Source organism: Melaminivora alkalimesophila, assembly GCF_000282995.1.
GTDB lineage: Bacteria > Pseudomonadota > Gammaproteobacteria > Burkholderiales > Burkholderiaceae_C > Melaminivora > Melaminivora alkalimesophila.
Window position 1 is genome coordinate 1 of record NZ_ALEE01000485.1, and the last position, 4,146, is coordinate 4,146.

Below are 4,146 nucleotides of genomic sequence, written 5' to 3' on the forward strand. Positions count from 1 at the left end.
CCAGCCGGTGGGCGATGGTCTGCGGCAGGATGGCCTGCACATCGTCCGGCGCCACGTAGTCGCGCCCCTGGATCAGCGCCTGCGCCTTGGCCGCGCGCATCAGCGCGATGCCCGCGCGCGGCGACAGGCCCTGCAGGAACCAGCGGCCCGAGCGCGTCGCCTCGATCAGGTCCTGCACGTAGTCGAGCAAGGGCTCGGCGGCGTGTACCGCCAGCACCTGCTGCTGCAGCTGGGCGAGCGCCTCGGCGTCGAGCAGGGGCTGCAGGCTGTCCACCATGTCGCGCCGGTCGCTGCCGGCCAGCAAAAGCCGCTCGGCGGCGCGGTCCGGGTAGCCTAGCGAGATGCGCATCAGGAAGCGGTCGAGCTGGCTCTCCGGCAGGGCGAAGGTGCCCAGCTGGTCGTGCGGGTTCTGGGTGGCGATGACGAAAAAGGGTTGGGGCAGGGCACGCGTGGCGCCTTCCACCGAAACCTGTTTCTCCTCCATGGCTTCGAGCAGCGCACTTTGCGTCTTGGGGCTGGCGCGGTTGATCTCGTCGGCCAGCAACACCTGCGTGAACACCGGACCGGGGTGGAAGGCAAAGGCCTGCGTGCCGCGCTCGTACACCGACACGCCCGTCAGGTCGCTGGGCATCAGATCGGCCGTGAACTGCACGCGCGCGAACCGCAACCCGAAGGTGCGTGCCAGCGCGTGCGCGAGCGTCGTCTTGCCCACGCCGGGCACATCCTCGATGAGCAGGTGCCCTCCTGCCAGCAGGCAGGCCACGCAGTCCTGGACTTGGGCGTCCTTGCCCACGATCACCGTGTTAAGCTGATCCAGCAGCGCCCGGATCCTGTGTTGTGCATGCATCATGATGGCGCGACGTTATCCGAAAAACACCCAGGGGCAAGCGGCAAATGACGGCAGGCAAGACGGGCTACTACAGCCATCGCGATTTCTGGTTGCACGAGATGGGCGCCGGCCACCCCGAATGTCCGGCGCGCCTGGACGCCATCGAGGACCGCCTGATCGCCTCGGGTCTGGCCGATGCGCTGGAGCGGCGCGACGTGCCGCTGGCCTCGCTCGCCGACATCGAGCTGGCGCACGACCGCATGTACGTCGCCTCGCTGCGCGGCATGAGCGAGCGCCTCATCGAGGAAGAGGACGCAGGCGGCCCGGCGCATGTGCAGATCGACACCGACACCGCGATGAACCGCCACACCTGGCAGGCCGCCCTGCGCGCCGCCGGGGCCGCGGTGGCCGCCACCGATGCGGTCATGACGGGCGAGCTGGAGAACGCCTTTTGCAGCGTGCGCCCGCCCGGCCACCACGCCGAGCGCGCCAAGGCCATGGGCTTTTGCTTCTTCAACAACGTCGCCATCGCCGCGAAGTACGCCCTGTCGCGCTACCACCTCAAGCGCGTCGCGGTGGTGGATTTCGACGTGCACCACGGCAACGGCACCGAGGACATCCTCGCCGGCGATCCGCGGGTGCTGATGGTGGGCATCTTCCAGCACCCCTTCTACCCTTTCAGCGGCGACCAGCACCCGGCCGAGAACATGCTCAACGTGCCGGTGCCGGCCTACACCAAGGGCATGGACGTGCGCGACATCGTGGAGATGCTCTGGATGCCGCGGCTGGAGGCCTTCAGGCCCGAGATGATTTTCGTCTCCGCCGGCTTCGACGCCCACCGCGACGACGACATGGGCCAGCTCGGCCTGACCGAGCAGGACTACACCTGGATCACCATGCGCATCAAGGACGTGGCGCGGCGTTTCTCCAAGGGCCGCATCGTCTCGTGCCTGGAAGGCGGCTACATGATGGGGCCGCTCGCGCGCAGCGTGGAGGCGCACCTGCGCGTGCTGGCCGATCTGTGAGGCGCACCCACCCGACCGGAAGGAAGACCCGCCATGACCGATGAGCAGGCACTGGTGCTGGCGCAGCGCGACGCGCGCGGCGTGCACACCCTGACACTGAACGACCCCAAGCGCTTCAATGCGCTGGGCAGCGAGATGCTGGAGGCGCTGCAGGCCGCCCTGGATGCGGTGGCCAGCGACGCGGACGCCCGGGCGGTGGTGCTGGCCGCGCAGGGCAAGGCCTTCTGCGCCGGCCACAACCTCAAGGACATGGCGGCCAATCCGGACATGGCCTGGTACCAGCAGCTGTTCACGCAGTGCAGCCGCGTGATGCTGTCCATCCACCGGCTGCCGGTGCCGGTGATCGCGCGGGTGCAGGGCATGGCGACCGCCGCCGGCTGCCAGCTGGTCGCCCAGTGCGACCTGGCCGTCGCCAGCGAGGAGGCAAGCTTTGCCACCAGCGGCATCCACTACGGCCTGTTCTGTGCGACGCCGAGCGTTCCGCTGGTGCGCAACGTGCCGGCCAAGCGCGCCATGGAGATGCTGCTCACCGGCGACTTCATCGACGCGCGCACGGCGCTGGCCGAAGGCCTGGTCAACCGCGTGGCGCCGCCGGGGCAGCTCGATGCCGAGGTGGAGGCGCTGGTGCGCTCCATCGTCGAGAAGCCGCGCGTCGCCGTCGCCATGGGCAAGGCCGTGGTCTACCAGCACCGCGAGCTGGGGCTGGAGGCGGCCTACCAGCTCGCCGGCCAGGCCATGGCCACCAACATGATGGACGAGGCCGCCCAGGAAGGTGCGCGCGCCTTCGCCGAGAAGCGCCAGCCGGCCTGGAAGACGCCGGCCGGCGGCTCCGGGTCCTGAAGCCGGCCCGGCTGTCGCCCGCGGGATCGACCGGTGGCCGCTGCGCTGGCATAATCAATAAAAGCACGATCGTTCGTTTTGTTCTGTGGCCCTGTTCGCATGTTGCAGTGCGCCATAGAATGAGCAGGTTTACGTGAACGTCAATCCAGCCAGCTATCAACCATCCTCGAAGGAGCCGCAATGAAGGTCTTGGTCCCCGTCAAGCGCGTGGTGGACTACAACGTGAAGGTCCGCGTCAAGTCGGACGGCACGGGTGTGGACACCGCCAACGTCAAGATGAGCATGAACCCCTTTGACGAGATCGCCGTCGAAGAGGCCGTGCGCCTGAAGGAAAAGGGTGCCGTCACCGAGGTCATCGCCATCTCCTGCGGCCCCACGCAGGCGCAGGAGACGCTGCGCACCGCCATGGCCATCGGCGCCGACCGCGCCATCCTGGTGGAGACCCCGGCCGACGTCGAGCTGCAGCCCCTGGCGGTGGCCAAGCTGCTCAAGGCGGTGGTGGACAAGGAACAGCCCCAGCTGGTGATCCTGGGCAAGCAGGCGATCGACGACGACGCCAACCAGACCGGCCAGATGCTCGCCGCGCTGGCCGACCTGCCGCAGGGCACCTTCGCCAGCAAGGTCGAAGTCGCGGGCGACAAGGTGAGCGTCACGCGCGAGGTGGACGGCGGCCTGGAGACCGTGCAGCTGTCGCTGCCGGCCGTGGTCACGACCGACCTGCGCCTGAACGAGCCGCGCTATGTGACGCTGCCCAACATCATGAAGGCCAAGAAGAAGCAGCTCGACACCCTCAAGCCCGAGGACCTCGGCGTGGACATCGCCCCGCGCCTGAAGACGCTCAAGGTGGCGGAGCCCCCGAAGCGCGGCGCCGGCGTGAAGGTGCCCGACGTGGCGACCCTCGTCGAGAAGCTCAGGAACGAGGCCAAGGTCCTCTGAAGGCCCGCCCAGGATAAGGAGAGAACATCCCATGACCGCACTCGTCATCGCAGAACACGACAACGCCAGCCTGAAGGGCGCCACCCTCAACACCGTCACCGCCGCCCTTGCCTGTGGCGGCGACGTGCACGTGCTGGTCGCCGGTGAGAACGCCGGCGCCGCGGCCCAGGCCGCCAGCCAGATCGCCGGCGTCACCAAGGTGCTGCACGCCGACGGCGCCTCGCTCAAGGATGCCCTGGCCGAGAACCTCGCGGCCCAGGTGCTGGAGCTGGCCCAGGCCGGCGGCTACAGCCACATCCTGTTTCCCGCCACTGCCAGCGGCAAGAACGTCGCGCCGCGCGTGGCCGCCAAGCTGGACGTCGCGCAGATCAGTGACATCACCAAGGTGGAAAGCCCCGACACCTTCGAGCGCCCGATCTACGCCGGCAACGCCGTCGCCACCGTGCAAAGCAGCGACAGCGTGAAGGTCATCACCGTGCGCGGCACCGGCTTCGACGCCGCGCCCGCCACCGGCGG

General features: G+C 68.7%; 4 protein-coding genes and 1 pseudogene. 4 read left to right on the forward strand and 1 reads right to left on the reverse strand.

Annotated features, from left to right (window positions below; genetic code table 11):
* On the reverse strand, positions 1-847 hold an 847-nt coding region (locus tag A612_RS09470), incomplete at its 3' end, for an AAA family ATPase (protein WP_040436509.1).
* 47 nt (positions 848-894) lie between these two features.
* Here A612_RS09470 and A612_RS09475 point away from each other — a divergent pair.
* The 4 genes and pseudogenes from A612_RS09475 to A612_RS09490 all read left to right on the forward strand — a co-directional run.
* Entirely contained in the window at positions 895-1,854 is a 960-nt protein-coding gene (locus A612_RS09475) for a histone deacetylase family protein (RefSeq protein ID WP_019374256.1), read from the forward strand.
* 33 nt (positions 1,855-1,887) lie between these two features.
* Positions 1,888-2,694 carry an enoyl-CoA hydratase gene (locus tag A612_RS09480; RefSeq protein ID WP_019374257.1) on the forward strand — a complete coding sequence of 269 codons (807 nt, stop codon included), beginning with the start codon at positions 1,888-1,890 and terminating at the stop codon, positions 2,692-2,694.
* A 180-nt stretch (positions 2,695-2,874) separates the two neighbouring features.
* Positions 2,875-3,630 (forward strand): electron transfer flavoprotein subunit beta/FixA family protein, encoded by a 756-nt coding sequence (locus A612_RS09485; RefSeq protein ID WP_019374258.1) that lies wholly within the window; start codon positions 2,875-2,877, stop codon positions 3,628-3,630.
* 31 nt (positions 3,631-3,661) lie between these two features.
* Positions 3,662-4,146, forward strand: a pseudogene (locus tag A612_RS09490) (electron transfer flavoprotein subunit alpha/FixB family protein); the annotation flags it as partial.